We start from the raw sequence: 25819 nt of genomic DNA, 5'->3' as shown, positions 1-25819 counted from the left end.
GATCAGGCGAAGCGCACCGTCTGCTGAAGACGCGTGCGCACGTCGAAGACCTCGGTGCCGCCCATCGGTCGTGCACCGGCGATGCCGCGACGAAGGATCGTCGTCAGCGCGCTGCGCGACACGATCGCGACGGGCGTGCCGCGCACCTTGCCGAGCTCGTCGATGGGGTGGGCGACATCGTCGTCGGGCAGCACGACGATCGCCCCTCGGAACCGCACGCCCGCGGCGCGCGCCACGACGCGGGTGCGGGCGACGAGAGTCGCAATCGGCGCCCCGGTGACGCCGTCGCCGATGAGCTCGCCGCGGCGCAGTCGCACCGGCGCGCCCGTGTCGATCGACTGCACGGAGTAAAGCCCGCTCGGGCCGAGCACGATGTGGTCGATCTTGGCGTCGGGTGCGTCGCTGCGGCCGGCCGCGCGCACGTCGTGCCAGACGGTGTAGCCCATGCCGAGATCGGCGACGATGCGGGCCGTCGCCTCTTCGGCGAGCGCATCGGCGAGGAGCTCGCGCACGTGGTGGGGCGCTGAGCGCACGAGGGCGGGGTCGTAGGGATCGTCCAGTTCGACCCCGCGTCCGACCCACTCGCGCATCAGCTGCAGATAGCGCTCGCGGTTCCACCCGCCGGGGTGACCGTGCGACCGGGCGCGGGGCCGCGTGTCGGCGGTCGGTCGCGGCGGCCGCCACCCCGCGGCATCCTGCGTGAAATCCGGCGCAGCGTGCGCGCCGAACCCGTGACCGCGGTCGTACGCCGCCCGCGCGTCACTCGTGCCGACGAGCTCCCACGCACGCTGCACCTGCACGAAGACGGTCGCATCGCCTCCCGTGTCGGGGTGCGTCTGGCGCAGACGCAGGCGATAGGCGCGGCGCAGCGTCTCATCGTCGGCATCGGGAGCGACGGCGAGCACGTCGTAGGCCGACGCCGAGAGTGGACTGTCGAACACGCACCCTCCCGAGCGGATGCCGCGGCCGCGGCGGCTTACAGGTTATGCCACGTCGCCTTCAGCGTCGTTCGGTGCGACGCGCATAGGCGGCGGCACCGCGGCTGGACAGCGCCAGCAGGATCAGGATGTCCAGGCTCAGCGACACGAAGGTCGTGCGCAGCGTGATGTCCTGACCCTGCGCCCACCACGCGACGAACGACGACGTGATCGAGATGACCGAGACGAGCATGACGATGATGCGGGCGACGTTGCGCCCGCGAAAGACCAGCACGCCGAACGTCAGATCCAGCAGCAGAGTGAGCGCACCCACTCCCACGATGAGCGCGATGACCCTCTGGCCGGTCACGGAGTCCTCGCGCATCGACGCGAGCTCGTCGGCGTCGGGCAGCATGAGCCAGTCCCAGCCGAACGCGATGCCCAACAGCAGGACCGCCCCGGCGATCACACGCAGGATCACCAGCACGAACCCGGCCACGATCGGGGCGGGTCGGCGCATGCCGGGGTCGTACCCGGTGGGCACGAGCAGACGCGAGGCCGGTTCGAAGGCGGGGCGCTTGTGTGGCATCTCGGTCATGTCGTCACCTCCGCGATGGCGCGCACATCGATGATCGGCAGGTCGCCGTCGGTGCGGATGCTGTCGCCGCCGCCGTTGCGCGAGTGATAGCCCGTCGAGAAGTCCCGGATCACGTCGACGGTGACACGGGGATCGGCCCCGGTCACGGTCTGCACGATGTGGTCGCGCTCGACGTCGGTGTCCGCGTCGATGCGGTGCGTGATCTGCAGGGTGAACAGCGACAGCCCGACGCTCGTGTCGAACGTTCCCGCCGCGAGCCAGTCGACCCGGCGGCCGCCCGGCAGCAGCCAGCCGTCGGGACACCTCCAGAAGCGCACGTGGTGCCGCTGGGCCGGATTGCCGTCGACCTCTTGCTGATACGCGAAGTCCTGCTGCCGCCCGAACAGGAACAGCGGGCTGACGGGTGCTTCGTGGTAGCTGCGCCGTCGCAGCGTCGAGGTGACGATGTTCACCGACGATGCGAGGGTGACGGGGTCGGCCTTCGTCCAGCCGGCCGCCCGCATCGCCCGTTCGATCTGCTCACCTTCGCCGAGGAAGGCGAGGTTGACGGGGTCGCCGAGCAGTCCGTCGCTCGTGCGCGCGCGCCCGATGAAGTAGTCCGGCACATAGATCGTGGTGAGGATGCGGTGCAGCCGCGGCAGCACGAGGTAGGCCAGCAGCAGCCAGAACAGCACGGCGAACAGCACGCCCCACCAGCCGACGTGGAACGTCTCGGTCAGGCTGAGGTATGCCAGCCAGACCGCGGCGAGACCCGCGAAGACGAAGAAGAACCCGTCGATCGCAACCCCGATCGACACGGCGCGGCGTCGGGTCGTCATGCCCACAGAGGCGTGCGCGGCTCGTATCCGAGGGCTTTCTCTCCGAGATCCGGTGCGAGCTCGTCGATCGTCGGCGGTGACCAGTGCGGCGAACGGTCTTTGTCGACCAGCTGTGCACGGATGCCCTCGAGCAGGTCGGGCTGCGTGTGGGCGAACCACATCACGAGCCCGTACTCCTGCGCCAGCACTTCGCGCAGGCCCGACGCTGCGCGGGCCGCGCGCACGGATGCGAGCGTCACGGCGAGCCCTGTCGGCGACAGCTCGCCCAGCACCTCGGCGGCCGCGTGCGCATCGCTCTCGGGGCGGGCCCGCAGCCGCTCGACGATCTCGGCGACACTGTCGGCCGAGAACGCGTCGTCGATCCACGCGCGAGAGGCCTCGAGGCGCGAGGGGGCGGGGGTCTCGTCGAAGAGCAGGACGATCTCTGTCGGGGTCGCGGGGTCGGCGCGCGTCTGCAGCGCGTGGCGCACGTCATCGAGGCGTTCACTCGCGACGACGTGGTCGGCGAAGCCGGCGTAGACGGCATCGGCGGCATCCATCGTCGCCCCCGTGAGCCCGAGGTACTCACCGATCCGGCCCGGGGCGCGAGCGAGCAGCCACGTGCCGCCCACGTCGGGAGTGAAGCCGATCCGCGTCTCGGGCATCGCGAGCTTGGAGCGCTCGGTGACGATACGCACGGCCGCGTGGCCTGCCAGACCGATCCCGCCGCCCATCGTCACGCCGTCGGCGAAGACGACGACGGGCTTCGGGTACTCGGCGATACGCGCGTTGAGCGCATACTCCTCACGGAAGAACACCCCCGCCGCCTCGGCGTCGCCCTGCCGGATCTGCGCCGCGAGACCGCGCACGTCGCCGCCGGCGCACAGGCCCCGATCGCCCGCGCCGTCGATCAGCACGATGTCGACGTCGTGGTCGTCCTGCCAGGAGTCCAGGGCCGCGGCGAGGTCTCGGACCATGCCGAGATCGAGCGCGTTGATGGCGCGCGGCCGGTTGAGCGTGAGGCGGCCGAGGCCCGCTTCGGCGCGGACGAGGACCTGGGGTTCAGAGGCATCGGTCACGCCCGCAAGGCTACCGTCCGCCCCGGGAGTGTCCACCGCCCACGTGGCAGACAGCGATCGGGGCGGTTTTCGGCCAGGATAGGGGGGCACGGTTCACACGACGAGGGGTCTCGACATGCCCGAAGGACACGTGGTCGAGTTCGACCGTGTCTCGAAGCGCTTCGGCGCGATCTCCGCGGTCGCGGGGCTGACGGCACGTGTCGAACCCGGCCGGGTCACCGGGTTCCTCGGGCCGAACGGCGCGGGCAAGACGACGACGCTGCGGATCCTTCTGGGGCTCGTGCGAGCGACGGAGGGCGTCGCCACGATCGGCGGCACGCCGTACGCCAAGCTCGACCACCCCCTGCGCACGGTCGGCGCGGTGCTCGAAGCCTCGAGCTTCCACCCCGGCCGCACGGCGGCGAACCACCTGCGCGTCTACGCCCGCGCGGCGGGCCTCGATGACGCGCGGGTCGATGACGTCCTGGGGCTCGTGGGCCTCGCGGATGCCGCGGGGCGCAAGGTCGGCGGATACTCCCTCGGCATGCGCCAGCGTCTGGGGCTTGCCACCGCCCTGCTCGGCGACCCGGGCGTGCTCGTGCTCGACGAGCCGACGAACGGACTCGACCCCGAGGGCATCCGCTGGATCCGCGGGTTCCTTCAGCAGCTCGCCGCGGAAGGGCGCACGGTGCTCGTCTCGTCGCATCTGCTCAGCGAAGTGCAGCAGACCGTCGACGCACTCCTGGTCATCTCGCAGGGCCGCCTGGTCTTCCAGGGCAGGCTCGAAGACCTCGCCGATGCGACCGAGTACGCCACGGTCGTGGACGCACCCGAGCGCGCGCGGCTGACAGAAGCCCTCGACGCGGCGGGTGTGGCGTACGACGTGCTCCGCTCGGGCCTCACGGTGCGCGGGCTCGATCCCGCAGACATCGGCCGGATCGCGGCGGATGCGGGAATCGCGCTGTCCTCGCTGGAGCGTCGGGGCCCCGCGCTCGAAGAGGTCTTCCTCGAGCTCGTGAGCGGTCAGCGCGTGCATTCGGCTGCGACGGGCCTCAGCGCGCGTGACGATCGGGCGGCCGATGCCGTCGACGCGCCTGGCCACGAGGGAGGTGACCCGCGATGAGCCTCGCCGCTGCAGCCCGGTCCGAGACCACGAAGCAGTTCACGACGTCGATGTGGTGGATCCTCGCGATCATCCTCGTCGTGTACGTCGGTTTCACGGCCGCCGTCCTCGGCGGCGTGTTCGCCGCGACCGCATCGGGAAACCTCCCCGGCGAGGCGATGCTGCCGGCTGATGGGCTGTCCGCCACGCTCTACAGCACGGCGACGACCGTCGGGTACGTCTTCCCGCTCCTGATCGGCACGCTCATCGTGACGGCGGAGTTCCGCCACAAGACACTCACCCCCACCTTCCTCGCGACGCCGCAGCGCGGCACGGTGCTCTCGGCCAAGGTGCTCGTGGGCATCGCACTGGGGCTGCTGTACGGCGTGCTGGGCATCGTCGCCTCGGTCGGCCCGGGCGCGGCGTTCCTCGCCGCCTTCGGCCTCGACACCGATCTGGGGTCGCCGGAGACCTGGGCGATGCTGGGGCGGATGCTGCTCGCGTACGTCCTCTGGGTGATCGTCGGCATCGGAGTCGGGGCGCTCGTGCGCAACCAGGTGGGCGCCATCGTCGGCGTCCTGGTGTTCACGCAGTTCCTCGAACCGGTCGGCCGGGCGGCGGCATCCTTCGTCGAGGGCCTGTCCGACGTCATCCAGTTCCTGCCCGGGGCGGCAAGCGACGCCCTCGTCGGAGCGAGCGTCTTCGCGGTCGCCGCCGTCGACTCGGCGGGCATGCAGTGGTGGGCCGGGGGCCTCGTGCTGCTGGGCTACGCCGTCGTGCTGCTCGTCCTCGCGTATGCCACGAGCTGGCGGCGCGACGTCAGCTGACCGGCGTCTCGGCGATCGGGATCGCGCCGGTCGCGATGTCGACGACGTCGGCCGGCACGGCCGAGACGTCATCGAGCTGCAGCGCCTGCACGAGCGCGAGCCCGTGACGCGTCGTCAGCACGATACGCGCGAACTCGGGGTGCCCGTCGAGGTCGATCACCACACTGGGACGCCGTCGTCGCACGAGGACGAAGTCGGATCCGCCCGCTGACTTCCAGGTGCCCATCGCGATCACACCGCGCACATGCGTGCCGGGCGACGGCACGCCGCGCAACCACGTCCACGCGTCATCGGTGAGCTGCACCTTGGCGATCTCGGACCGCTCGACGAGCACGTTGCCTTTGCGCAATGCCAGCGCGCGCTCGGTTCCCGACAGTGCGACCTCGAGCCGCGTCGAGTCCAGAAGAAGCGTCACCATAGCCCCAGTCTGCCAGCGCCGGGCCTGGGGAGCCCGGATCGTTTGCTTACGGTGAAGCAACGATCCGTGACGCCCGGTGTGCGGGGCGGTGCCAGACTGGGACGGTGACCCTGCTCGATCCGGCGCCCGCCAGGCGGGCCGATGCCGCCGCGGTTCTGGACCGCGTCGCGGCAGGCGCGCGCGTCGTCGCCGACGATGCCGAGACGCTGCTCGGTGCGACGGGCGACGACTTCGAGCGACTGCTCGCCCTCGCCGGCGCGATGCGCGATGCCGGCGGCGCCGATGCCGGTCGACCGGGCGTCATCACCTACTCGCGCAAGGTCTTCATCCCGCTCACGACCCTGTGCCGTGACCGCTGCCACTACTGCGTCTTCGTCGACACACCGGGGCAGCTGCTGAAGAAGAACAAGCCCGCCTACATGTCGCCCCAGCAGGTGCTCTCGGTCGCCCGGCAGGGGGCTGCCCTCGGCTGCAAAGAGGCGCTCCTCACCCTCGGCGACCGCCCCGAAGACCGCTGGCCCGAGGCGCGCGCATGGCTCGACGAGCACGGCTATGCGTCGACGATCGACTACGTCGCCGCCATGGCGCGCCTCGTGACAGCCGAGACGGGACTGCTCGCGCACGCCAACCCCGGGGTCATGACGCCCGACGAGTTCGCGACACTGCGCCCCGTGTCGCCGTCGATGGGCATGATGCTCGAGACGACGTCGCGGCGCCTGTTCGAAGAGCCCGGACAGGTGCATTTCGGCTCGCCCGACAAAGACCCCGAACTGCGCCTCACCGTCATCGACGACGCCGGGCGGGCGCGTGTGCCGTTCACGACCGGCATCCTCGTCGGCATCGGCGAGACCGTGCGCGACCGCGCCGAATCGCTCATCGCCCTGCGCGACGCGCACGAACGGCACGGACACGTGCAAGAGGTCATCGTGCAGAACTTCCGCGCGAAGCCCCGCACCGCGATGCAGGGCGCTGCGGATGCCGCGCTGCTCGAGTACGTCGCCTCGGTCGCGGTCGCCCGGCTCGTGATGGGCCCCGCGATGCGCGTCCAGGTGCCGCCGAACCTGTCCGACCGCGAGGAGTTCGCGTTGCTCGTGCGCGCGGGCGCCGACGACTGGGGCGGCGTCTCGCCGCTCACCGCCGACCACGTCAACCCCGAGCGCCCGTGGCCGCACATCGACGAGCTCGCCGAGCACACGGCATCGCTCGGCTTCACCCTGCGCGAGCGCCTGACGGCGCACCCCGAGTATGTGCGCAGCCCCGAGACCTGGCTCGCGCCCGAGATGCGGGACGCCGTCGCGGCGCTCGCGGATCCCGAAACGGGGCTCGCGCGCGAAGCGGACCTCGGGTCGGTGACCGACACCCCACGGCCGGTGGGCGGTGGCGGTTCGACGACCGGGTCGCGGGCCGGGGTCGCGCGGCGGCTCGCCGAGGCCGCGGCATCCGACCCCCTCTCGCTCGATGACGACGACTGGACGCTGCTGCTCGAGGTGTCCGGAGACGGGCTCGACGCCCTCACGGCGACGGCCGACGACGTGCGGCGATACACGGTGGGCGAAGCGGTCACTCTCGTCGTGAACCGCAATCTGACGTCGTCGGGCTTCCGGCGCGGTGGCTCCGACGCTCCGGACGAGTTCGATCTCGCCGATGCCGCCGCGATCGCCGCCGATGCGTGGGACCTCGGCGCGACCGAGATCTGCGTGCAGGGCCTCGTCTCGCCGAGCGAAGACCCCGGCGCCTACCTCGACCTCGCGCGCGCCATCGTGCGCGCGGCCCCCGGGCTGCACCTGCACGCCTTCCGACCGCAGGATGTGCGCGACCTGGCCGATCGCACGGGCCTCGGGCTCGACGCCGCGCTCGCGGCGATGCGCGAGGCCGGCGTCGGCACGGTCCCCGGCACCGGGGTCAAAGTGCTCAGCGAGCGCGTGCGCGCCCTCATCGCGCCCCGTGACCTCGCGATAGACACGTGGACCGAGGGTATCGTGGCCGCCCACCGAGCCGGCTTCCGCTCGACGAGCGTGCTCTTCTACGGGCACGTCGAGACAGCCGCCGAGCGCATCGCCCATCTGCGCTCGCTGCGGCGCCTGCAGGAGGCCGCCAATGCGGCCGGCGCCGGCGGCGGGTTCAGCGAGTTCGTACCGATCCCCCTGCCCGGTCACGCGGGCGGGGTGCCCCTCGTCGCCGGACGTGCTCCTCTCGACGAGCATCGCGCCATGGTCGCGGTGTCGCGGCTGCTCTTGAGCGGCAGCATCCCGCACGTGCAGATCCCCTGGACGCGGGTCGGGCTGGACACCGCCGCCGAACTGCTGCGCGCGGGGGGCAACGACCTCGGCGGCACGCTCTTCGACGGTCGCGTCAAACCCGAGGCGGGGATCGAGTTCGGGCTCGAACTGCCCGTGGCGACCGCGTCGCGGCTCGCGGCTCGCCTGTTCCGGCCCTTCCGCCTGCGCACGACGGAGTACGGCACACCGACCCCGCGGCACGCTGCGGTGCCGAGCGAGGACGGGTGATGACGCGCGTCGAGGTCGCGATCGTCGGGTCCGGGTTCGCCGGACTCGCGATGGCGATGGAGCTGCGCCGCAGAGGCATCGACTCCTTCGTCGTGCTCGAGCGGGCGGCCTCTCTCGGCGGCACATGGCGCGACAACACCTACCCGGGCGTCGCATGCGACGTGCCGAGCCACCTGTACGGCTTCGCCGCGCACCCCAACCCGGACTGGTCGGGGCTGTACGCGCGTGGTGACGAGATCCGCACCTACCTCGAGCATGTCGCCGAGGTCGAGGGCATCCGGCCGCGCTTCGAATCCCCGCTGCTCGGCGCCGCGTGGCACGACGAGACCCAGACCTGGCGCCTCGACGTGGGCGGCTCACACCCCGGCGTCATCGAAGCCGATGCGCTCGTGCTGGCGTGCGGGCGCCTCACCGAGCCGAGGATCCCCGAGATCCCCGGACTCGAGACGTTCCCCGGTCCGCTCTTCCACTCCTCGCGCTGGGACCACGCCGCCGACCTGACCGGCCGCCGCGTCGCCGTCGTGGGCACGGGAGCGTCGGCCGTCCAGCTCGTCCCCGAGCTCGCCAAGATCGCCGAGGTGACGCTCTTCCAGCGCACGCCCGCGTGGATCGTGCCGCGCGGAGCGCATCCCTACACCGACGCCGAACGCGCCCGCTTCGCGGCACACCCCGATGAACTAGCCCGTCTGCGGGAGGCTCTCGACGTCGAGGGCGAAGCACGCTTCGCGTCGCGCTCGGGCGATCCGGATGCCGCGACCGCCGCCGCCGGGACCGCGACCGCCCACCTCGAGGCGCAGGTGAACGACCCCGCGCTGCGCGATGCGTTGACACCCCGATACGCCTTCGGGTGCAAGCGGGTGCTGCTCTCGGACGAGTTCTACCCCGCCGTCGCGTCGGACCGCGTGCGACTCGAGCCGTCGGCGCTCGCCTCGGTGCGCGAGTCGACGCTCGTCGCCGCGAGCGGCGCGCGGCACGAGGTCGACGCCATCGTGCTCGCCACCGGCTTCGCCTCGACGCGCCAGCCCTATGCGGAGTTCGTATGGGGCGAAGACGGAACCCTCGCGGAGCACTGGTCGGCGGGCATGACGTCGTTCGGCTCGACGGTCGTGAGCGGGTTCCCCAACCTCTTCGTGCTCAACGGTCCCAACGCCTCGCTCGGGCACTCCTCGTCGGTCCTCATGCTCGAGGAGCAGGCCGCCTACGCGGCCCGCGTCCTGGCATCGCGTGACGGGGTCTTGCGCGTCGATCCCGACGCCGAGCGCGCCTACAGCGCCGAGATCGATCGGCGCGCGGCATCCACCCCATGGATCGCAGGCGGATGCCGCAACTGGTACGTCGACGAACGCTCCGGCCGGCTCACACTGCTGTGGCCCGGGACCGTCGCCGCCTTCCGTGAGCGGCTCGCCGCCGCGGACGGCTCGGAGTTCCTTCCCGCCCCCGTCAAGAGAGGCCACGTATGACACTTCGCACCGCCCAGGAAGTCCCCCTGCGTTTCGGATACAAGGCATCGGCAGAGCAGTTCGGGCCCTCCGAACTGGTGGATCTCGCCGTCCTCGCCGAAGAGGTCGGCTTCGACTCGGTCTTCGTCTCGGACCACTTCCAGCCCTGGATGCATGAGGGCGGCCACGCCCCCGCCGTTCTGCCCGTGCTGGGCGCGATGGGAGCCAAGACGTCGCGCGTCATGCTGGGCACGTCGGTGCTGACACCGACCTTCCGCTATCACCCCGCCGTCATCGCGCAGGCGTTCGCGAGCCTCGGCGTGATGTACCCGGGCCGCATCGTGCTCGGTGTCGGCACGGGTGAAGCGCTCAACGAAGTGACCCTGGGCATGGAGTGGCCCGAGTCCCCCGAACGATTCCAGCGTCTGAAGGAGGCCATCGCCCTCATCGAGGCCCTGTGGTCCGACGAGCGCGTCACGTTCGAGGGCACCTACTACTCGGTCAAGGACGCGACGGTGTACGACCGTCCGGCACCCGACCAGGCCGTGCCGATCTACATCGGCGCAGCCGGCCCCGCAGCCACACGCTTGGCCGGGCGCATCGCCGACGGCTTCATCACGACCAGCGGCAAGGACCCGGCGCTGTACGCCGACAAGCTCCTGCCCGCTCTTCACGAGGGCCTCGAGAAGGAGGGGCGCTCGGCCGACTCGATCGACACCCTCATGGAGGTCAAGGTCTCGTACGACCCCGACCGGCAGACGGCCCTCGAGAAGACGCGCTTCTGGGCACCGCTCGCGCTCTCCGCCGAAGAGAAGATGGGCATCCACGACCCCATCGAGATGCAGCGCCGCGGCGACGCGCTGCCGATCGAGCGCGCGGCATCCCGCTTCATCGTCTCGACGGATCCCGACGAGCACGTCGAGCAGATCCTGAAGTACCACGAACTGGGCTTCCGGCACCTCGTCTTCCACGACCCGGGGCACGACCAGGAGAAGTTCCTGCGCACGTACGGCGCTGAGATCCTGCCGCGGCTGCGCGCCCGCCTCGGAGCGTGACGACCCGCTGGGCCGTCGTCATCCCGGTCAAAGATCCCGCGCGCGGGAAGTCCCGACTCGCCGTCCCCGGGGTCGACCGGGTGGCGCTCGCCCGCGCGATAGCCCTCGACACGATCGCTGCGGCCGCGGCCTGCCCGGCTGTCGAGCGCGTCGTCGTCGTCGGCGATGACGGGGGCCTCGTCCTCGGAGCACTCGACATCGCGCACCTGCTGTTCGTGCCCGAGGGTGAGCCCCGCGGGCTGAACGCGGCGATCGCGACGGGCATGACCGCGGTTCCGCACCTGCCACGGGCGGCGCTCCTGGGCGACCTGCCTGCCCTCCGCCCCGACGACCTCGCGGCAGCGCTCGCGCTGGCGGCGTCCGTGGATCGCGGCGTCGTCGCCGACGGCGAGGGCACCGGCTCGACGCTCGTGACCGCAGCGGCGGGGGTTCCGTGGAGCTCGGCCTTCGGCGACGACTCGTTCGCGCGCCACGTCGAGCTCGGCTGCACACCGCTCGAGGTGGATGCGGCCTCGACCCTGCGCCGCGACGTCGACACCGCCGAGCAGCTGCACGCCGCGCGCGGGCTGGGACTCGGCCCCCGCACGGCGGCGATCGTGGGGTCGTAAGGGCGAACCGCGCGTCAGAGACCGGCGACGGAAAGGGCCGCGTCGACGATCTCGGACGAGGCTGAGGCATCGGTCATCCACAGCGGGGCGACGACGGCGCGCACCCCGAGGGCGTCGACGACGCCGGCGTGTGCCGCATCCTCTTCGGCCAGCAGCCACGAGTCCAGGATGCCGCCGGCCGAGCGCGCACCGTAATGCTCCGCGACGGAGGGTGCCGAGGTCTCGACACCGATCGCCGTGAGGCAGATGTCGGCCATGCCCCGCACGACGCGTCCGCCGATGATGGGCGACACTCCGACGACAGCGGCCGGCGTCTCACGCAGAGCCTCGCGGATGCCCGGTACGGCGAGGATCGGTCCCAGCGAGACGACGGGGTTCGAGGGCGCCAGCAGCACGACGTCGGCCGCCTGGATGGCCTCGATGACGCCGGGGGCCGGCCGGGCATCATCGATGCCCGGGTTCTCGAACGCGGCGGGCGTCAGCGCCGCACGGTGGCGGGTCCACCACTCCTGGAAGTGCATCCGTGCACCGTCAGCCAGGACGACGTGGGTATCGACCTCGGCGTCGGTCATGGGCAGCAGGGTCGCCCCGAGGTCCCACCGCGTCGACATGCGTTCGAGCACGCCGGTGGGGGTGAGCCCGTCACGCAGCCACCCCGTGCGCGCGAGATGGGTGCCGAGGTCGAGGTCGCCGAGGGTGAACCACGGCCATCCCGCGCCCCACTCCTGCAACTCGGCGTTGACCCGCTCGGTGTCACCCGCGCGACCCCACCCTCGGCCCGTGTCGTTGACTCCTGCGAGCGCATACATGATCGAGTCGATGTCCGGCTGCAGACGGACGCCCGACAGCCACAGATCATCGCCCGTATTGACCACGACGGTCGCGGGGGCTGCGCCACGGCGCTGCAGGGCTGCGCGCACGCCGAGCGTGAAGCGCGCACCGCCCACGCCGCCCGCGAGGACGACGACGCGCGGGCTCTCGCTCACGTGCGGAACTCAGTCGTGATCGCGGACGATCGCACGGAAGAGGCCCGTGCGCGGCGCGACCTCGTCGGCTGCGTGCGGAAGGGGGAACCGGGCGACGGCGTCGATCAGCGCGTCGACGGTCTGCGTGTCGGCCACGATGTCGACGGCGAGGCCCGCGCGACGGGCGTCCTTCGCCGTCCGGGGGCCGATCGCGGCGATGACGGTCGTGACCGGCAGGTCGGGGAACTGCTCGTGCACCTGCTCGGCGACCGAGCCGCTCGTGACGAGGATCGCGTTGATGCGGCCGGACTCGACATCGTGGGCGATGCGTTCGGTCACGGGAACGCCGACGGTTCGATAGGCTACGACGCTGCGCACATCGTGCCCCGCGTCGGTGAGCATGCGCGTCAGCATGGGCTTGGCCAGTTCGCTGCGCAGCGTCAGGATTTCGCGGGGCTCGGGTTCCAGCGCGATGAGCTGACCGGCGAGCCCGGCTGCCGAGTTGTCCTCGTCGGGAATCAGGTCGACCTTGTAGCCGACCGCGGTCAGCGCCGCGGCCGTCGTCTCACCGACAGCGGCGACCTTCGTCTTGGCAGGGATCGTGGCGCGGAACGCGTACAGCACATCGACCGTCGTCGCGCTGGTGACCGTCAGCCAGTCGAACCGGCCCGCAGCGAGGTCGGCGAGCGCCTGTTCGAGACCCGCGGGGTCGTTCGTCGGGGCGAAGTTGATGAGCGGTGCGATGACGGGCGTCGCTCCCTGTCGGCGCAGGGTCGCCGCGACGCCGTCGCCCCAGGGGCCACCGCGCGGAACGAGCACGCGCCAGCCCGCGAGGGGCTTGTCGGGAACAGACGATGTGGGTGTGTTCATGGGGTTGATCGACTTTCGTGGGACTCGATCGGCCACCCAGTCGTCGAGGCAGCCGACGCGCGATTCAGTCGGGTTCGCGCGGCCAGCAGCATCCGCACCATTGCACTGCCTGACCCTGAGCATACCCCTCGGACGGGGGCGGGGGCCGAGTTCGCCGCCCGCAATGTCCGCTCAGCGCGTGTAAAGGCGCACCAGCCCCCACACCGCAGCGCCGACCACGACCGCTCCCGCGAAGACTGCCGCTGTGGCCGCGCCGGGGTTGCGACGCGCGAACGCGCGGCCGGCAGCGACGTTGCGCTCGGTCACCTCGCTCATGCGGCGCGGCAGATTCGCCTTGACCTCGATCGCCGCGAGAGCGGCTTTCAGCTCAGCACGAGCCTTCTCGACGGGGTCATCGATTCCGATCGGAACTCCGGTGCGCGGCACCGGCACGGGCACCTTAGAGCTCATCGCGCACCTCCTTGATGTCTTCGCTGATGGCCTGGACGGGGTTCTTGGACGCTGAGATCTTCTTGAAGCGCAGGATGCCGAGCAGCGCGCAGACGATCGCGATCAAGAGCATCGCGCCGAAGACGACGAGCGCCGACAGCCACGCGGGCCACCACGACGACAAGCCGATGATCACGAACGCGGAGAGCGCGGGAACGGTCCAGAACAGGAAGAACAGAGCGGCGGCCAACCAGCCGGCGCCGATCCCCGCGTCCTTCGCGGTGCGCCGCACCCACGCCTTGCCGGCGTCGATCTCGGCGACCACCAGGTTGCGGATGAGCTCGGGAATCTCGCCGAGCAGCGTCAGAAGGCTGTCGTCGGCGCGATCCCGGAATCCTCGGGGCGTCGTCATCTCAGGCCCCGCCGCTCCCCGACGTGTCATTCGCAGCGTCATCGACGGCGTCATCGGCGGCCTTCTTCGCGGTCTTGGCCGAGGCCTTCACCGTCTTGGCGACATCCTCGGCGCTCTCCTTGCCGGCGGCGACTGCCTTGTCGACCTTCTCACGCGGCGTGCCCTCGGACGAGGCGGCCTTGGTCACCTTGACGGCGGAAGCCCACAGCGTGCTGGGCAGCGCCGTGGCGGCTTCCTTCGCGAACGTGCTCACCTTCTCGACCTGCTTCTGTACGGGGTCGGTGTGCCACACCTTGAGCCACTGTGTCTTGATCTGCTCGTATCGCTCGCGACCCGCGCGCGTTCCGAGCACGTAGCCCACGGCGAGTCCGACGACGAGTCCTGTCTTGCCCCTCATGGGGTCTCCTCACGTTGGGTGGTGCGCCAGCTGACGTGACCAGGGTAGTCCCGTATTCCTCTTCGGGTATCCACCCTTGACAACCGGCGCCGTGTCACGTTCACTGCAGCGGTTCATTGCCGAACAGAGCGCGCCGTCGCACGCGTTCCGCCTCGGCGACGGCGTCGGGGACGACCTGCGCGAGCCCGCTGCCCGAAACCCATGCCCCGACGACGGCGAGCCCCTCACGGGCGTGCACGTCGGTGCGCGCCCGCTGCACCTCATCAAGCCGGCCGCGCGCAGACCGGGGCGGCGCCATGTCGAAGCGCTCGCGTCGCCCCGCCTTCACGACGGGGTCCGCAAGACCGAAGAGGGCGGACGCGTCGCGGGTGGCCGCTGCGATCGCGCCCTCCTCGTCGGCGGGCCCCGCGGGCAGCGTCACACGCACCACACGGGTGCCGGCACCCACAGAGGCTGCGACCGACGGCCAGCGTGCCGTGATGTCGACGGCCGACGACGCGGCGTGCGCGCCGGGCACGGGATAGACGGCGGCGCGAGCGGGATCGGGCGTGCCGTCGAGCACGAGCGTTACTACGTCGGCCGACCTCGGCTCGGCAGCGCCCAGCCCGCTGACGTGGGGCGCGAGCAGGCCACGGGCTGCGTGCTCCTCTGTCGCGACGAGCACGACGTCGGCGTCGATGCGGGTCTCGTCGTCGCCTGCGCACACGACGACCCACCCGGCTCCGGGCACGCGGTCGAGGCGGGCGACCTCGGTCTCGGTCCGCAGCTCGGCGCCGAGCTCGGCGAGTCGCTCCGCGAGGGCGGCGACGAGCACCCGCATCCCGCCGTCGATCGTCTCGTACGCGGGCCCTTCCGGCGCCATGCCGCGCAGCTGGGCCACGGCGCCCGAGAGCGAGCCCGTGCGCGTGAGCGCCGTGTTGAGGCCCGGAGCAGCCACCTCGACATCGACATCGTCGGGGGCGAGTCCGTGCCGACCGGCGGTCAGCGGCGCCACGAGGCGTTCGACGACGCGGGGACCCATCCGGCCGCGCACGAGCGTGTCGAGGTTGCGCTGCTGGCCGATCGTGAGCGGCGGGCGCAGCCGGTCGAGGTACGCGCGCCACGCGCCGCGCCACCCGATGATGCGGCGCACGGCGGGATCCCACGCGTTGGCGGGGATGCCGAGCACGTTCTCGGGGGGCAGGGGTGCGGCACCGCCCGCGAGACCGGCGACCCACGGTGTCGTCGGCGCCTCGGCGCGCACACGGTCGGTGAGGCCCAGCTCATCGACGAGTGCGCGCACGTGACCTCCCGCCGTCGCGTAGCCGTCTGCACCGAGATCGAGCTCGGTCTCGCCCACCGTGCCGGAGCGCACGGCGCCACCGGGCGCCTCACGGGCCTCGAGCACCGTGACGGCGAGGCCGACCTTGGCGCATTCGTACGCCGCGACGAGGCCTGCGATGCCGGCTCCGACCACGACGACATGGGTCTCCCGGGCGTGCGCGGCGAGGTTCTCGAGGGGCGCGGCGTCGTTCACGCCGTCCATCCTCGCACCCCGCGCCACGAGCCGACCGGGCCGGTGCGAGACTGAGGGGCATGACGCTGCACATCACGGGCGACGACCGTGCCGACGATCTGCTCACCATCAATCCGCTTGCCCTGCTCATCGGGATGCTGCTGGACCAGCAGATCGCGATGGAGACGGCGTTCGCGGGGCCGTTGAAGATCCAGGAGCGCGCCGGCGCGGTCGAGGCGGGCACCCTCGCCGCCTACGATCCTGACGCGTTCGTCGAGGTCTTCCGCAAGACGCCCGCCGTGCACCGGTTCCCCGGTTCGATGGCTGCGCGGGTGCAGGCGCTGTGCGCAGCTGTCGAAGCGGATTGGGGCGGGGATGCCGCGGCCATCTGGACGCGGGATGCACCCGACGGGGCGACCGTGCTCAAGCGCCTGAAGGCGTTGCCGGGCTTCGGCGACCAGAAGGCCAAGATCTTCCTCGCACTGCTGGGCAAGCAGTACGGGTTCACGGGCGACGGCTGGCGTGAGGCATCGGCCCCCTATGGCGAAGAGGGGTCGTACCGCAGCGTCGCCGATATCGTCTCGCCCGAATCGCTCACCAAGGTGCGCGAGCACAAGCGCGCGATGAAGGCCGCCGCCCGCGAGGCCACCTGAACCGGGCGCACCTGGACCATCGCCACCCGTGAGCGGCGGATGCGTCAGGCGCCCTTGAGTCGCTCAGCCAGGAAGTCTGCGAGCCCTTCGATCGGCAGACGCTCCTGCGACATCGTGTCGCGGTCGCGGACCGTGACGGCGTTGTCGTCGAGGGAGTCGAAGTCGACGGTGACACAGAACGGCGTGCCGATCTCGTCCTGGCGGCGGTAGCGTCGGCCGATCGCGCCGGCGTCGTCGAAGTCGATGTTCCAGCCGTGCGCGCGCAGGTCGTCGGCCAGGCCACGAGCAAGGGGCGACAGCCGCTCGTTGCGCGAGAGCGGCAGCACGGCGACCTTGACGGGAGCCAGGCGCGGGTCGAGCTTGAGCACGGTGCGGCTGTCGGTGCCGCCCTTCGCGTTGGGCACCTCTTCTTCGTGGTACGCGTCGACGAGGAACGCCATCATGGCGCGGGTCAGGCCGAACGAGGGCTCGATGACGAACGGGGTGTACCGCTCGCCCGAGGCCTGGTCGAAGAACGTCAGGCTCTGCCCCGACGCCTCGGTGTGGCTCTTCAGGTCATAGTCGGTGCGGTTGGCGATGCCCATGAGCTCGCCCCATTCCTTGCCGGCGAAGCCGAAGCGGTACTCGACGTCGATCGTGCCGGCCGAGTAGTGCGCGCGCTCCTCGGTGGGAACGTCGAAGCGGCGCATGTTGTCGGCGTCGATGCCGAGGTCGATGAACCAGTCCCAGCACGCCTCGACCCAGTGGTCGAACCACTCGCCGGCCTCGGCGGGCGGTGTGAAGAACTCGATCTCCATCTGCTCGAACTCACGCGTGCGGAAGATGAAGTTGCCCGGCGTGATCTCGTTGCGGAACGCCTTGCCCACCTGGCCCACACCGAACGGGGGCTTCTTGCGGCTCGCCGTCAGCACGTTCCCGAAGTTGACGAAGATTCCCTGGGCGGTCTCGGGGCGCAGGTAGTGCAGGCCGGTCTCATCGTCGACGACGCCGAGGTACGACTTGACCAGGCCGGAGAATGCCCTCGGCTCGGTCCACTGGCCCTTGTTTCCGCAGTTCGGGCACGGCACGTCGGCGAGGCCGTTCTCGGCGACGCGACCCTTGCGCTCCTCGAAGTCCTCCAGGAGGTTGTCGGCACGGAAGCGCTTGTGGCACTGCAGGCACTCGACGAGAGGGTCGGTGAAGGTCGCGACGTGGCCTGAGGCCTCCCATACGCGCTTGGGGAGGATGATCGACGAATCCAGTCCCACCATGTCGCCGCGACCACGCACGAACGACTGCCACCACTGGCGGCGCACGTTCTCTTTGAGCTCCGTGCCGAGGGGGCCGTAGTCCCAGGCCGATCGGGACCCCCCGTAGATCTCACCCGCCTGGAAGACGAACCCGCGGTGACGGGCGAGGGCGATGACTTTGTCGAGACGGGACTGCTCGGCCACGGTGGCTCCAATGGTCGGGTGGGGAGGGCGCGAAGAGGGCGCGGATGCCGCACAGCGCGGCATCCGTCGAGTCTAGCCGCGCAGCGGCAGGCCGCTCAGCTGACGAAGCGGATCGCGAGGGGGTACTGGTACCACTCCCCGCGGCCGGCCTTCACAGCCGCGATGATCGCGAAGACGATGTTCACGATCATCGCGGCGATCAGGATGAAGATCCCAACGAGCACGATGGTCAGCACGCCGCCGACGACGTAGGCGATGAGCACCGTGAGCTGGAAGTTGAGCGCCGTCGCGGTGTGCGAGCGCACGAAGGGCCCCCGATCCTTCAGCACGAGGTAGCCGATGAGGGGCACGAGGATGCTCACGAGCGCTCCGCCGAGGTGCACGAGCACCGCCCACATCTTCTCGTCGGAGGGGCTCATCGGCTGCGGCCCCGCGCCGTAGACGGGCGGGGGCGGAGGTTGCGGGGGAAGCGTCACGGCGCCGAGCCTAGCGTTCGGCGCCGCTCATCCGGCGCACCACCGGCTGACCCACGTCAGGATGCGAGCGCGCAGGTCGGCAGGCGCCGCGAGCTCGATCTCTCCTGGCTCGCCGTCGAGGTCGACCACGAGAGTGAAGACCGTGCCTCGTTTGTCCTCCTGCACGGCGTGCGGATCGCAGCGCAGGGGCACGACAGGCAGGGGGACCGCGACGGGCCCGTCCTCGGTCATGATGTCGAGCGGCAGAGTCTCACCGGCGGCCACGCTGTCGAAGCGCAGCAGGTTCGTCGGCTGAACCCCCGCGATGATCGCCTCGGCGCGACCCGTCGGCACGACCTCGAGTTCGAGCACGGCAGGCTCCGGGGGCAGCGAGGGCACGAAGGACGCGAACGCGACGTCGGCCGCGGCCGCGAGCCGCGCGGCGCGGCACTCGCGCTCGTGGAGCGGCGCGATGACGTCGAGCGGATCGGAGGCCGAAGCCTCGACGGCCATGCCCGCGAGTTCCAGTCGCACGCGGGGGTCGCCCGACGGCGAGGCGCAGTCCATGTCGGGCAGCGCGACGCGGATGTCGACCGTCGCTCCCGGCCGCACGGTCGTGATCCGGGCCGGATCGGTGCGCGTCGCGGGTTCGGCGAAGCGTGCGTCGACGACTTCGACGGCACCGATGTCGACGGAGGCGTCGGTGATGTTGCGCACGCGCACCTGCGCGTGGCGATCGGCGACGTCGGAGCGTGACTGCACCACGGCGACCTCGAGGCCGTCGGTGATCGCGGGCTCCGCGCTCGGCGCACACGCGGCGAGCGCGACGACGCAGACGGGCAGCATCCGTGCGATCCGCCGGACCGTGCGCTGCGCGCCGACGTGCCGGACCCGATGGCGCGGGCCCGTCGTGCCGATCGCGCGCGATCGACCCGCCGGGGCGCACGCCGCCGGTGTCGCGGTGGGCATGCGATCAGGGTAGACCCGGCCGGGCCGCCAGACGGCGGATGACCTCGACGTCGGTCACGGGGCGGTAGGTCGATCGCGCCGTGTGCGGGCGCAGCGCCCGCGGCAGGCGCGGCGCCCTGCCCTGCCCGCGCCCACTCGTGATGGTCCGCACGAGCTGTTCGAGCACTTCGCGCACCAGGGACTCCCTCATCGCCTTCTCCTTTCACTCGATCCAGAGACCGCGCGGGCCGCGTTGCATGACGCGGGTTTCGAGAGAGAGGAGCGACTGAGCCGTCGGCTGATACGCCGCGCGACCGGGACGGCGAAGTAGCGCACGCGTCGCGCCACGGCAACCCCGTCCTGCCCGCCGCCGGGCGCCCGTACTCTCGACGCATCGGAAGGAGCGGCCATGGGAACGGATGAGACGGGCATGACCGACGAAGAGAAGCGCCGCGACCAGCTGCTCGCGGCGCCGAACGCCGTCGAGGCCGACGCAGCGCCACGGATCGACGTGACCCACCGTGAGGGTGTCACGCGGATCGACGTGCGCGACGACGCCGTCGTGCGACCGGGCAACCCGTACGAAGAACCCGACCGAGAGAAGGGCGCGTAGCCCTTTCGGGCCGAGGCACCCGCGAGTGCCGATAGCCTGAGTCGTAATGAACCGGGACGAGAACGCACGCAGAAGACTCACCCGGATGCCGTCACAGGCCGCCATCATCGCGGTCCTGGCGGTGGCCGGGCTCGCCTCGTCGTTCATGTTCACGCTCGTCGTCCCGATCCAGTCGAAGCTGCCCGAACTGCTCGACGCGAGCCGCGAGGACACCGCGTGGGTCGTCACCTCGACGCTCCTCGCCGCCGCCGTCATCACGCCCATCGCGGGGCGCCTGGGCGACATGTACGGCAAGCGTCGGATCCTGCTCGTGCTCGTCGCGGTGATGGTCGCCGGGTCTGCCGTCGCGGCGCTGTCGACCGACATCGTCGGGGTGATCGTCGGCCGCACGCTGCAGGGCGCGATGACCGGTGTCATCCCGCTGGGCATATCGATCCTGCGTGACGTGCTGCGGGCGGACCGCGTCGCCGGGGCCGTGGCGCTCATCAGTGCGACGCTCGGCGTGGGCGGCGCGATCGGGCTCCCGATCAGTGCCCTCGTGACCGAGTACACCGACTGGCACCTGCTGTTCTGGGTCTCTGCGGCACTCGGCGTGCTCGTCTTCGTGCTCGTGCTGTGGATCGTGCCCGTCAGTGTCCTGCGCACCGCGGGTCGCTTCGACTACATCGGCGCCGCGGGCCTCGCTGTCGGCCTGGTCGGCATCCTGCTCGCCGTCTCGCGCGGCAACGAATGGGGCTGGGCCGCACCGGCCACCCTCGTATGCGGCATCGGAGGCGTCGTCGTGCTCCTTCTGTGGGGCTGGTACGAGCTGCGCATCGACGAGCCTCTGCTCGACCTGCGCATCGCGGGTCGTCCCGCCGTGCTGCTGACGAACCTCGCCTCGGTCGCGCTCGGATTCGCGCTCTTCTCCTCGAACGTGAGCTACCCGCAGATGCTCGAGCTCCCCGTGGGAGCAGGCGGCTTCGGGCTGTCGCTTCTGGCGGCGAGTCTCATCATCATGCCGTCGGGCCTGGTGATGATGGTGCTCTCGCCGGTCTCGGGACGCCTGGCGGGCACGATCGGCCCGAAGGCACTGCTCGTCATGGGATCGACCGCACTCATCGCGGCCTACGGGTTCACCCTGCTGTTGTCGGCCGAGGTCTGGCACCTGCTCATCGCGAACCTGCTCATCGGCGTCGGCATCGGCTTCGGCTACGCCGCGATGCCCATGCTCATCATGCGCTCCGTGCCGCAGAGCGAGACGGGCGCCTCGAACGGCCTCAACGCGCTGTTCCGTTCACTCGGCACGAGCGTCGCGGCGGCAGTGACCGGAGCCGTCCTCGCGACCTCGTCCCGACCGTTCGAAGGCGTTTCGATGCCGACACCCGAGGGCTTCCAGCTGTCGTTCGTGCTCGGCGGCGCCGCCGCCGTCGTCGCATTGGGCATCGCGGTGTTCATCCCGTCCCGTCCCGACGCGCACGAGCGGCATCCGTCGCTTCGCTGACTCGCCCCGAATCCGCGTCCGTGGACGCGGCATCCGTCAACTGAGGGCAGAATCGAGGGATGTCCGCGCCGTCTTCACCGCAGCTCCTTCCCGAACACGCTTGCCTCATCGTGCACGGCAGCGACCAGCCGGGGATCGTCGCCGCCGTCTCTGCGCTCATCACGCGCAACCGGGGGAACATCGTCGCCCTCGACCAGTACTCGGACGACCCGACGGGCGGAGCGTACTTCCAGCGCGTCGTCTTCCACCGCCCGGGACTCGACGCCGCCCTGCCCGAGATCGAGGCCGACCTCGCGACGACGCTCGGCGGGTTCGACCTGGAGTGGTCGCTCACCGACCAGTCCGTGCCCAAGCGCATGGCGATCCTCGCCTCGAAGCAGGACCACTGCCTGCTCGACCTGCTGTGGCGGCACCGCCGCGGGGACCTGCCCGTCTCGATCCCGATGGTCATCTCGAACCACACGACCGCGGCCGAGGACGTGCGCTCGTTCGGCGTGCCGTTCTTCCATGTGCCCTCGGCGCCGGGCCCGGACAAGAGCGCGGCTGAGGCCGAGATCCTCAAGCTGCTCGTCGGCAACGTCGACTTCATCGTGCTGGCGCGCTACATGCAGATCCTCTCGAGCGACTTCCTCGCCCAGCTCGGTGTGCCCGTCATCAACATCCACCACTCCTTCCTGCCCGCCTTCATCGGCGCCGAGCCGTACAAGAAGGCGAAGGAGCGCGGCGTCAAACTCATCGGCGCGACGAGCCACTACGTCACGGAAGACCTCGATGAAGGGCCCATCATCGACCAGGACACCGTGCGCGTGACGCACGCCGACGGCGTCGCCGAGCTCGCGCGCCGCGGAGCCGACGTCGAGCGCCAGGTGCTCTCGCGCGCCGTGCTCTGGCACGCGCAGGACCGCGTGATCCGCCACGGGAACCACACGATCGTCTTCTAGGCCCGGGGCCCTGCGGTCACCAGATCGTGACGCGCTGATCCTTCGGAAGCCACAGCGCATCGCTCTCGGTGACGCCGAACGCGTCGTAGAACGCGTCGAGATTGCGCACGATCTGATTGCACCGGAACTCGTTCGGCGAGTGCGGGTCGATCGTGAGCAGCCGGATCGTCTCGGCATCCCTGCTCTTCTGCTGCCAGATCTGCGCCCATGACAGCAGCACACGCTGGATGCCGGTGAGCCCGTCGATCTCGGGGGCTTCGACCGGGTCACCGACCGAATCGGCACCCAGCGACAGCGCATACGCCTTGAGGGCGATGCCGAGGCCGCCGAGGTCGCCGATGTTCTCGCCGATCGTGAGCGCGCCGTTGACCGTGTAGTCCTCGGAGATGCCCGTCGGAGTGAGCCCGTCGTACTGGGCGATGAGCGAGGCTGTGCGCTCCTCGAACGCCGCCCGGTCTTCATCGGTCCACCAGTCCCGCAGCGATCCGTCGCCGTCGAAGCGGCTGCCCTGGTCGTCGAAGCCGTGGCCGATCTCGTGCCCGATGACGGCCCCGATGCCGCCGTAGTTCGCGGCCGCGTCGCGCTCGGCGTCGAAGAACGGGTACTGCAGGATCGCAGCGGGGAAGACGATCTCGTTCATGAGCGGGTTGTAGTACGCATTGACCGTCTGCGGCGTCATGTACCACTCGTCGCGGTCGATCGGCTGCCCGACCTTGCTGAGCTGCCGGTCGTGCTCGTGCACGTTCGCGCGCCGGACGTTGCCGATGAGGTCGGTCGGGTCGATCTCGAGAGCGTCGTAGTCCTTCCACTTCACGGGGTAGCCGATCTTCGGCGTGAACGCGTCGAGCTTGGCCAGGGCCCTCTCGCGCGTCTCCGGGCTCATCCACTCCAGCGCGACGATCGACTGCCGGTAGGCCTCGACGAGGTTCGCGACGAGCTCGTCCATCGCGACCTTCGCGGCGGGCGGGAAATACCGCTCGACGTAGACCCGGCCGATCGCCTCGCCCATCGCCGCTTCAGCGAGGCCGACGCCGCGCTTCCACCGTTCGCGGATGACCGGCACGCCGGTGAGCTGGGTGCCGTAGAACGAGAAGTTCTCGTCGACGAACTCGTCGGACAAGAACGCCGCCGATCCGTGCACGACGGCGAACCGCAGCCAGGCCTTCCAATCCTCGAGGCGCTCCGGGGCGAGCAGCCCGCCGAGACCTTCGAGGAAGCTCGGCTGGTAGACGTTGATCTCGGCGAACGCATCGCCGTGCGCCGGCGCGACACCGTCGCGCCACGGCGACAGATCCACCCCGACGAGGCTCTGCACGTCGTCCCACGTCATGAGGTTGTAGGTCGCGACGGCGTCGCGGCTCTTCACGTTGTCCCAGTGGTGGGTCGCGAGTTCGGTCTCGAGCGCGAAGATGCGATCAGCGGATGCCTCGGCGTCGGCGACGCCGGCGAGATCGAGGATGCGGTGCACGTGCGCGCGGAACGCGGCGCGCGTTTCTTCGAAGCTGTCGAGGCGGTAGTAGCTCTCGTCGGGAAGCGACAGCCCGCCCTGCATGAAGAAGGCGACATAGCGCTGCGGGTTGCCCGGGTCGGGCTCGATGTAGAGGTGGAAGATCCCGGCGACTCCCTCGCGCTCGAGTTCGCCGACGACCCGCAAGAGGCTCGGGATCGAGTCGATCGCGTCGATCTTGGTGAGCTGATCGCGCAGCGGTTCTGCGCCACGCTCGGCGATCCGATCGACGTCCATGAAGCTCGTGTAGAGGTCGCCGATCTTTCGCGCCTCGGTGCCCTCTGCGGCATCCTGCGATTCTTCGACGATCTCGCGCACGTGCTTCTCGGCCTGCTCGGCGATGAGGTGGAACGACCCCCACCTCGCCTTGTCCTCGGGGATGTCGGTGCGGTCGATCCACGAGCCGTTGACGTGACGGAAAAGGTCGTCCTGAGGGCGGATGTCCGCGCTGAGTTCGTCGAGAGCGATACCGGACGGGAGAGCTTCGGTCATGCGAACCAGGATAGGCGCCCGGGGGCAGACGGAGGCGGAGGACGTTCACTCGTAGCATCGGAGCATGCCCCCCATGCGCGGATTGAACCGCGACATCCTGCGCCTCGCGGTCCCGGCCCTCGGCGCCCTCGTCGCCGAGCCGCTGTTCCTCATCGTCGACGCGGCAATGATCGGGCACCTCGGCATCGTTCCCCTCGCGGGCCTGGGCATCGCCGGCGCGGTGCTGCAGACGATCGTGGGGCTCATGGTGTTCCTCGCCTACGCGACGACACCGGCCGTGGCGCGCCGGTTCGGCGCGGGCGACCACGGATCGGCCGTCTCGGTCGGCATCGACGGGATGTGGCTCGCGCTCGGGCTCGGGGCGGTGCTCGCCGTGTCGGGATGGTTTGCGACACCCCTGCTCGTCTCGCTGTTCGGTGCGACGCCCGAGGTGGCAGAGCAGGCCCAGATCTATCTCGGACTGTCGATGTGGGGACTGCCTGCCATGCTCGTCGTCTTCGCCGCGACGGGGCTCCTGCGGGGATTGCAGGACACCGTGACGCCGCTGTGGATCGCGGGCCTCGGCTTCGCCGCGAACGCGCTCCTGAACTGGCTCTTCATCTATGGCTTCGGATGGGGGATCGCCGGTTCGGCGGCCGGCACCGTTGTCGCACAGTGGGGGATGGTGGCCGCGTTCGCCGTCGTCGTAGGTCGCGTCGCGCGGCGGCACGCGGCATCCCTGCGTCCGCAGCGCGCCGGAGTGCGCGGTTCGGCGCGCTCGGGCGGATGGCTGTTCCTGCGCACGGTGTCGCTGCGCGTCGCGCTGCTTGCCACTGTCGCGGTCGCGACGGGGCTCGGCACCGCCGAGCTTGCGGGGTGGCAGGTCGTCTTCACGCTCTTCTCCACCACGGCGTTCGCTCTGGATGCCCTCGCGATCGCGGCGCAGGCCCTGATCGGCAAAGGGCTGGGCATGGGCGATGAATCGTATGTGCGGCGCGTCCTCGCGCGCACGCTCGCGTGGGGCGCGTGGTTCGGCGTGCTGGTCGGGGCGGTCGTGGCGGCGCTGTCGGGGGTGATGGGACTCATCTTCACGGGCGACCCCGCCGTGGCCGCCCTCGTCATGCCGGCGCTGCTCGTGCTCGCCGTCGCACAGCCGATCTGCGGCGTTGTTTTCGTGCTCGACGGCGTGCTCATCGGGGCGGGCGACGCGAAGTACCTCGCGATCGCGGGCGTGGTCAATCTCGTGCCGTTCTTGCCGGCCCTCGTGCTGATCGCGGCGCTGCAGCCGACCGGCGCGGCCGGACTCGCGTGGCTGGGCGTCGCGTTCTTCGGCGTCTACATGCTCGCCCGACTGGCGACCCTGGCGTGGCGCGTGCGCGGGCCGGCGTGGCTGACGGCCGGGTCGTGATCCCGGGTCACCC

At 70.7% G+C, this 25819-nt stretch carries 27 protein-coding genes; 11 read left to right on the top strand and 16 right to left on the bottom strand.

The genetic code is table 11. The features are described 5' to 3' along the window. Positions 1-2: 2 nt before the first annotated feature. Genes AC25Y0_RS08795 through AC25Y0_RS08780 form a run of 4 tightly spaced genes read right to left on the bottom strand, consistent with a single transcriptional unit; the run spans position 3 to position 3391 of the window. On the bottom strand, positions 3-941 hold the full coding sequence (locus AC25Y0_RS08795; protein WP_488123530.1) for a DnaJ domain-containing protein: 939 nt from the start codon (positions 939-941) through the stop codon (positions 3-5). 58 nt (positions 942-999) lie between these two features. Further along, the gene (locus AC25Y0_RS08790; RefSeq protein WP_488123531.1) at positions 1000-1515 is read right to left on the bottom strand and encodes a hypothetical protein; all 516 of its coding nucleotides are present in this window, start codon (positions 1513-1515) and stop codon (positions 1000-1002) included. Next, a complete protein-coding gene (locus AC25Y0_RS08785) occupies positions 1512-2333 on the bottom strand; it encodes an LssY C-terminal domain-containing protein (protein WP_488123532.1) in 822 nt (273 codons plus the stop codon). Before AC25Y0_RS08785 ends, AC25Y0_RS08790 begins: the two co-directional genes overlap by 4 nt. After that, entirely contained in the window at positions 2330-3391 is a 1062-nt protein-coding gene (locus tag AC25Y0_RS08780; protein ID WP_488123533.1) for an enoyl-CoA hydratase/isomerase family protein, read from the bottom strand. Before AC25Y0_RS08780 ends, AC25Y0_RS08785 begins: the two co-directional genes overlap by 4 nt. Before the next feature lie 115 nt (positions 3392-3506). On the opposite strand from AC25Y0_RS08780, the gene AC25Y0_RS08775 reads away from it, so the two are divergent. Together AC25Y0_RS08775 and AC25Y0_RS08770 are read left to right on the top strand one after the other, a co-directional pair. Then, positions 3507-4493 carry an ATP-binding cassette domain-containing protein gene (locus tag AC25Y0_RS08775; protein WP_488134516.1) on the top strand — a complete coding sequence of 329 codons (987 nt, stop codon included), beginning with the start codon at positions 3507-3509 and terminating at the stop codon, positions 4491-4493. Beyond that, positions 4490-5299 carry an ABC-2 transporter permease gene (locus AC25Y0_RS08770; RefSeq protein ID WP_488123535.1) on the top strand — a complete coding sequence of 270 codons (810 nt, stop codon included), beginning with the start codon at positions 4490-4492 and terminating at the stop codon, positions 5297-5299. The genes AC25Y0_RS08775 and AC25Y0_RS08770 overlap by 4 nt, the downstream gene beginning before the upstream one ends. Here the strand turns inward: AC25Y0_RS08770 and AC25Y0_RS08765 are convergent. Beyond that, positions 5292-5717: a hypothetical protein gene (locus AC25Y0_RS08765; RefSeq protein WP_488123536.1), complete on the bottom strand. Its 426-nt coding sequence runs from the start codon at positions 5715-5717 to the stop codon at positions 5292-5294. The two genes, AC25Y0_RS08770 and AC25Y0_RS08765, sit on opposite strands and share 8 nt — an antisense overlap. 104 nt (positions 5718-5821) lie before the next feature. Between AC25Y0_RS08765 and cofG the strand changes: the two genes are divergently transcribed. Genes cofG through cofC form a run of 4 tightly spaced genes read left to right on the top strand, consistent with a single transcriptional unit; the run spans position 5822 to position 11326 of the window. Further along, a complete protein-coding gene (cofG, locus tag AC25Y0_RS08760; RefSeq protein ID WP_488134515.1) occupies positions 5822-8224 on the top strand; it encodes a 7,8-didemethyl-8-hydroxy-5-deazariboflavin synthase CofG in 2403 nt (800 codons plus the stop codon). After that, a complete protein-coding gene (locus AC25Y0_RS08755) occupies positions 8224-9684 on the top strand; it encodes a flavin-containing monooxygenase (RefSeq protein WP_488123538.1) in 1461 nt (486 codons plus the stop codon). Before cofG ends, AC25Y0_RS08755 begins: the two co-directional genes overlap by 1 nt. Then, positions 9681-10718 carry a glucose-6-phosphate dehydrogenase (coenzyme-F420) gene (gene fgd, locus AC25Y0_RS08750; protein WP_488123539.1) on the top strand — a complete coding sequence of 346 codons (1038 nt, stop codon included), beginning with the start codon at positions 9681-9683 and terminating at the stop codon, positions 10716-10718. The genes AC25Y0_RS08755 and fgd overlap by 4 nt, the downstream gene beginning before the upstream one ends. After that, positions 10715-11326 carry a 2-phospho-L-lactate guanylyltransferase gene (gene cofC / locus AC25Y0_RS08745; RefSeq protein ID WP_488134514.1) on the top strand — a complete coding sequence of 204 codons (612 nt, stop codon included), beginning with the start codon at positions 10715-10717 and terminating at the stop codon, positions 11324-11326. The genes fgd and cofC overlap by 4 nt, the downstream gene beginning before the upstream one ends. Positions 11327-11340: 14 nt before the next feature. Here the strand turns inward: cofC and cofD are convergent, their stop codons facing one another. From cofD to AC25Y0_RS08715, 6 genes are all read right to left on the bottom strand, one after another. Beyond that, a complete protein-coding gene (cofD, locus tag AC25Y0_RS08740; RefSeq protein WP_488123541.1) occupies positions 11341-12312 on the bottom strand; it encodes a 2-phospho-L-lactate transferase in 972 nt (323 codons plus the stop codon). A gap of 9 nt (positions 12313-12321) precedes the next feature. Then, complete coding sequence (locus tag AC25Y0_RS08735) at positions 12322-13161, bottom strand: uroporphyrinogen-III synthase (RefSeq protein ID WP_488123542.1); 840 nt, start codon at positions 13159-13161, stop codon at positions 12322-12324. Between the two features lie 171 nt (positions 13162-13332). Further along, positions 13333-13611, bottom strand: coding sequence for a hypothetical protein (locus tag AC25Y0_RS08730; RefSeq protein WP_488123543.1), 279 nt, complete (start codon positions 13609-13611; stop codon positions 13333-13335). Further along, the gene (locus tag AC25Y0_RS08725) at positions 13601-14002 is read right to left on the bottom strand and encodes a phage holin family protein (protein ID WP_488123544.1); all 402 of its coding nucleotides are present in this window, start codon (positions 14000-14002) and stop codon (positions 13601-13603) included. The genes AC25Y0_RS08730 and AC25Y0_RS08725 overlap by 11 nt, the downstream gene beginning before the upstream one ends. A gap of 1 nt (position 14003) precedes the next feature. Next, on the bottom strand, positions 14004-14399 hold the full coding sequence (locus AC25Y0_RS08720) for a hypothetical protein (RefSeq protein ID WP_488123545.1): 396 nt from the start codon (positions 14397-14399) through the stop codon (positions 14004-14006). A gap of 100 nt (positions 14400-14499) precedes the next feature. Further along, entirely contained in the window at positions 14500-15924 is a 1425-nt protein-coding gene (locus AC25Y0_RS08715) for a protoporphyrinogen/coproporphyrinogen oxidase (protein WP_488134513.1), read from the bottom strand. A 50-nt stretch (positions 15925-15974) separates the two neighbouring features. On the opposite strand from AC25Y0_RS08715, the gene AC25Y0_RS08710 reads away from it, so the two are divergent. Further along, entirely contained in the window at positions 15975-16547 is a 573-nt protein-coding gene (locus AC25Y0_RS08710) for an HhH-GPD-type base excision DNA repair protein (protein ID WP_488123547.1), read from the top strand. Between the two features lie 44 nt (positions 16548-16591). On the opposite strand, the gene AC25Y0_RS08705 is transcribed toward AC25Y0_RS08710, so the two are convergent. The 4 genes from AC25Y0_RS08705 to AC25Y0_RS08690 all read right to left on the bottom strand — a co-directional run bounded on the left by AC25Y0_RS08705 (position 16592) and on the right by AC25Y0_RS08690 (position 19594). Next, on the bottom strand, positions 16592-17980 hold the full coding sequence (locus AC25Y0_RS08705; protein WP_488123548.1) for a glycine--tRNA ligase: 1389 nt from the start codon (positions 17978-17980) through the stop codon (positions 16592-16594). Between the two features lie 95 nt (positions 17981-18075). Beyond that, a complete protein-coding gene (locus AC25Y0_RS08700) occupies positions 18076-18456 on the bottom strand; it encodes a DUF4870 domain-containing protein (RefSeq protein WP_488134512.1) in 381 nt (126 codons plus the stop codon). Between the two features lie 27 nt (positions 18457-18483). Then, positions 18484-19404 carry a hypothetical protein gene (locus AC25Y0_RS08695; RefSeq protein ID WP_488134511.1) on the bottom strand — a complete coding sequence of 307 codons (921 nt, stop codon included), beginning with the start codon at positions 19402-19404 and terminating at the stop codon, positions 18484-18486. Positions 19405-19408: 4 nt separating this feature from the next. Further along, complete coding sequence (locus AC25Y0_RS08690; protein ID WP_488123550.1) at positions 19409-19594, bottom strand: hypothetical protein; 186 nt, start codon at positions 19592-19594, stop codon at positions 19409-19411. Positions 19595-19792: 198 nt separating this feature from the next. Between AC25Y0_RS08690 and AC25Y0_RS08685 the strand changes: the two genes are divergently transcribed. From AC25Y0_RS08685 to purU, 3 genes are all read left to right on the top strand, one after another. Then, the gene (locus AC25Y0_RS08685; RefSeq protein WP_488123551.1) at positions 19793-19996 is read left to right on the top strand and encodes a hypothetical protein; all 204 of its coding nucleotides are present in this window, start codon (positions 19793-19795) and stop codon (positions 19994-19996) included. 85 nt (positions 19997-20081) lie between these two features. Beyond that, positions 20082-21479, top strand: a complete 1398-nt coding sequence (locus AC25Y0_RS08680; protein ID WP_488134510.1) for an MFS transporter — start codon at positions 20082-20084, stop codon at positions 21477-21479. A gap of 59 nt (positions 21480-21538) precedes the next feature. Then, positions 21539-22420, top strand: a complete 882-nt coding sequence (gene purU, locus AC25Y0_RS08675) for a formyltetrahydrofolate deformylase (protein WP_488123553.1) — start codon at positions 21539-21541, stop codon at positions 22418-22420. A 16-nt stretch (positions 22421-22436) separates the two neighbouring features. Here purU and AC25Y0_RS08670 read toward each other — a convergent pair whose 3' ends face one another. Beyond that, a complete protein-coding gene (locus AC25Y0_RS08670) occupies positions 22437-24419 on the bottom strand; it encodes a M13 family metallopeptidase (protein ID WP_488134509.1) in 1983 nt (660 codons plus the stop codon). Positions 24420-24483: 64 nt separating this feature from the next. Here AC25Y0_RS08670 and AC25Y0_RS08665 point away from each other — a divergent pair, with 64 nt between their 5' ends. Beyond that, entirely contained in the window at positions 24484-25806 is a 1323-nt protein-coding gene (locus AC25Y0_RS08665) for an MATE family efflux transporter (RefSeq protein ID WP_488123555.1), read from the top strand. Positions 25807-25819: the final 13 nt, after the last annotated feature.

Source organism: Microbacterium sp. Y547, from assembly GCF_057669785.1.
Note: the sequence above shows the minus strand (reverse complement) of the source record. Positions and strands in the feature narration are given on the sequence as shown.

What these genes read in the sequence shown, in the direction of transcription:
- AC25Y0_RS08770 (WP_488123535.1), top strand. Translation starts at nt 4,490, where the DNA reads ATGAGCCTCGCCGCTGCAGCCCGGTCCGAGACCACGAAGCAGTTCACG.
- fgd (WP_488123539.1), top strand. Translation starts at nt 9,681, where the DNA reads ATGACACTTCGCACCGCCCAGGAAGTCCCCCTGCGTTTCGGATACAAG.
- AC25Y0_RS08720 (WP_488123545.1), bottom strand. Translation starts at nt 14,399, where the DNA reads ATGAGGGGCAAGACAGGACTCGTCGTCGGACTCGCCGTGGGCTACGTG.
- AC25Y0_RS08735 (WP_488123542.1), bottom strand. Translation starts at nt 13,161, where the DNA reads ATGAACACACCCACATCGTCTGTTCCCGACAAGCCCCTCGCGGGCTGG.
- AC25Y0_RS08680 (WP_488134510.1), top strand. Translation starts at nt 20,082, where the DNA reads ATGCCGTCACAGGCCGCCATCATCGCGGTCCTGGCGGTGGCCGGGCTC.
- purU (WP_488123553.1), top strand. Translation starts at nt 21,539, where the DNA reads ATGTCCGCGCCGTCTTCACCGCAGCTCCTTCCCGAACACGCTTGCCTC.
- AC25Y0_RS08790 (WP_488123531.1), bottom strand. Translation starts at nt 1,515, where the DNA reads ATGACCGAGATGCCACACAAGCGCCCCGCCTTCGAACCGGCCTCGCGT.
- AC25Y0_RS08775 (WP_488134516.1), top strand. Translation starts at nt 3,507, where the DNA reads ATGCCCGAAGGACACGTGGTCGAGTTCGACCGTGTCTCGAAGCGCTTC.
- AC25Y0_RS08690 (WP_488123550.1), bottom strand. Translation starts at nt 19,594, where the DNA reads ATGAGGGAGTCCCTGGTGCGCGAAGTGCTCGAACAGCTCGTGCGGACC.
- AC25Y0_RS08765 (WP_488123536.1), bottom strand. Translation starts at nt 5,717, where the DNA reads ATGGTGACGCTTCTTCTGGACTCGACGCGGCTCGAGGTCGCACTGTCG.
- AC25Y0_RS08755 (WP_488123538.1), top strand. Translation starts at nt 8,224, where the DNA reads ATGACGCGCGTCGAGGTCGCGATCGTCGGGTCCGGGTTCGCCGGACTC.
- AC25Y0_RS08715 (WP_488134513.1), bottom strand. Translation starts at nt 15,924, where the DNA reads ATGGACGGCGTGAACGACGCCGCGCCCCTCGAGAACCTCGCCGCGCAC.
- AC25Y0_RS08785 (WP_488123532.1), bottom strand. Translation starts at nt 2,333, where the DNA reads ATGACGACCCGACGCCGCGCCGTGTCGATCGGGGTTGCGATCGACGGG.
- AC25Y0_RS08710 (WP_488123547.1), top strand. Translation starts at nt 15,975, where the DNA reads ATGACGCTGCACATCACGGGCGACGACCGTGCCGACGATCTGCTCACC.
- AC25Y0_RS08665 (WP_488123555.1), top strand. Translation starts at nt 24,484, where the DNA reads ATGCCCCCCATGCGCGGATTGAACCGCGACATCCTGCGCCTCGCGGTC.
- AC25Y0_RS08695 (WP_488134511.1), bottom strand. Translation starts at nt 19,404, where the DNA reads ATGCCCACCGCGACACCGGCGGCGTGCGCCCCGGCGGGTCGATCGCGC.
- AC25Y0_RS08670 (WP_488134509.1), bottom strand. Translation starts at nt 24,419, where the DNA reads ATGACCGAAGCTCTCCCGTCCGGTATCGCTCTCGACGAACTCAGCGCG.
- AC25Y0_RS08685 (WP_488123551.1), top strand. Translation starts at nt 19,793, where the DNA reads ATGGGAACGGATGAGACGGGCATGACCGACGAAGAGAAGCGCCGCGAC.
- AC25Y0_RS08725 (WP_488123544.1), bottom strand. Translation starts at nt 14,002, where the DNA reads ATGACGACGCCCCGAGGATTCCGGGATCGCGCCGACGACAGCCTTCTG.
- AC25Y0_RS08730 (WP_488123543.1), bottom strand. Translation starts at nt 13,611, where the DNA reads ATGAGCTCTAAGGTGCCCGTGCCGGTGCCGCGCACCGGAGTTCCGATC.